The organism is Kitasatospora indigofera (genome assembly GCF_014655955.1).
Classification (GTDB): Bacteria; Actinomycetota; Actinomycetes; order Streptomycetales; family Streptomycetaceae; genus Kitasatospora; species Kitasatospora indigofera.
The window spans coordinates 1-1,742 of sequence record NZ_BNBO01000135.1 but is presented as its reverse complement, the minus strand read 5'-3'; the positions used below and the strand labels follow the sequence as shown (position 1 = coordinate 1,742).

General features: G+C 67.0%; 1 protein-coding gene. It reads left to right on the top strand.

Annotation, left to right across the window (positions count from 1 at the left end; translation table 11 throughout):
- Window positions 1-1,742: 2-oxoacid:acceptor oxidoreductase subunit alpha (locus IE329_RS39780; RefSeq protein ID WP_190215948.1), on the top strand; the 1,742-nt coding region annotated here is incomplete at both ends.

Below are 1,742 nucleotides of genomic sequence, written 5' to 3'. Positions count from 1 at the left end.
TCATCCGTTTCGCGGGTGACTCGGGTGACGGGATGCAGCTGACGGGTGACCGGTTCACGTCGGAGACGGCGTCGTTCGGTAATGACCTGTCGACGTTGCCGAATTTTCCGGCGGAGATCCGGGCGCCTGCGGGGACGTTGCCGGGTGTGTCGAGTTTTCAGTTGCATTTCGCGGATCATGACATTCTGACGCCGGGGGATGCGCCGAATGTGCTGGTGGCGATGAATCCGGCGGCGTTGAGGGCGAATCTGGGTGATCTGCCGCGGGGTGCGGAGATCATTGTGAACACGGACGAGTTCACGAAGCGGGCGTTGGCGAAGGTGGGGTGGGTGGTCGATCCGTTGGGGGACGGGTCGTTGGAGGGGTTTCATGTGCATCGGGTGCCGTTGACGTCGTTGACGTTGGAGGCGTTGAAGGACAGTGGGTTGGCGCGGAAGGACGCGGAGCGGGCGAAGAACATGTTCGCGCTGGGTCTGTTGTCGTGGATGTATCACCGGCCGACGGCGGGGACGGAGGCGTTCCTGCGGTCGAAGTTCGTGAAGCGGCCGTTGGTGGCGGAGGCGAATGTCCGGGCGTTCCGGGCGGGGTGGAATTTCGGGGAGACGACGGAGGATTTCGCGGTTTCGTACGAGATCGCGCCGGCGGCGTTGCCGGCGGGGCGGTACCGGAACGTGTCGGGGAATCTGGCGTTGTCGTACGGGTTGGTGGCGGCGGGGGTGCGGTCGGGGTTGCCGTTGTTCCTGGGGTCGTATCCGATCACGCCGGCGTCGGACATTCTGCACGAGTTGTCGCGGCACAAGGGTTTTGGTGTGCGGACGTTCCAGGCGGAGGACGAGATCGCTGGGGTGGGGGCGGCGTTGGGGGCGGCGTTCGGTGGTGCGTTGGGGGTGACGACGACGTCGGGTCCGGGGGTGGCGTTGAAGTCGGAGGCGATCGGGTTGGCGGTGTCGTTGGAGTTGCCGTTGGTGGTGGTGGACATTCAGCGGGGTGGTCCGTCGACGGGGTTGCCGACGAAGACGGAGCAGGCGGATCTGTTGCAGGCGATGTTCGGTCGTAATGGTGAGGCGCCGGTGCCGGTGGTGGCGCCGGCGACGCCGGCGGAGTGTTTCGATGCGGCGTTGGAGGCGGTGCGGATCGCGGTGGTGTACCGGACGCCGGTGTTCCTGTTGTCGGACGGGTATCTGGCGAACGGGTCGGAGCCGTGGCGGATTCCGGTGGTGGAGGAGTTGCCGGTGATCGATCCGGGGTTCGCGTCGGGGCCGAATCATGTGCTGGAGGACGGGTCGGAGGTGTTCTGGCCGTACAAGCGGGATCCGTTGACGTTGGCGCGGCCGTGGGCGGTGCCGGGGACGGCGGGGTTGGAGCACCGGATCGGGGGGATCGAGAAGCAGGACGGGTCGGGGAGTATTTCCTACGATCCGGCGAATCACGATCTGATGGTGCGTACCCGGCAGGCGAAGGTCGACGGGATCGAGGTGGCGCCGTTGGTGGTGGACGATCCGGACGGGTCGGCGCGGGTGCTGGTGCTGGGGTGGGGTTCGACGTACGGGCCGATCGCGGCGGCGGTGCGGCGGGTGCGGGCGGACGGTGGTCGGGTGGCGCAGGCGCACCTGCGCAATCTCAACCCCTTCCCGGCCAATCTGGGGGCGGTCCTGAAGGGTTACGACCGGGTGATCGTGCCCGAGATGAACCTCGGCCAGCTGGCCCTCCTGATCCGCGCCAAGTACCTCGTCGACGCCCAG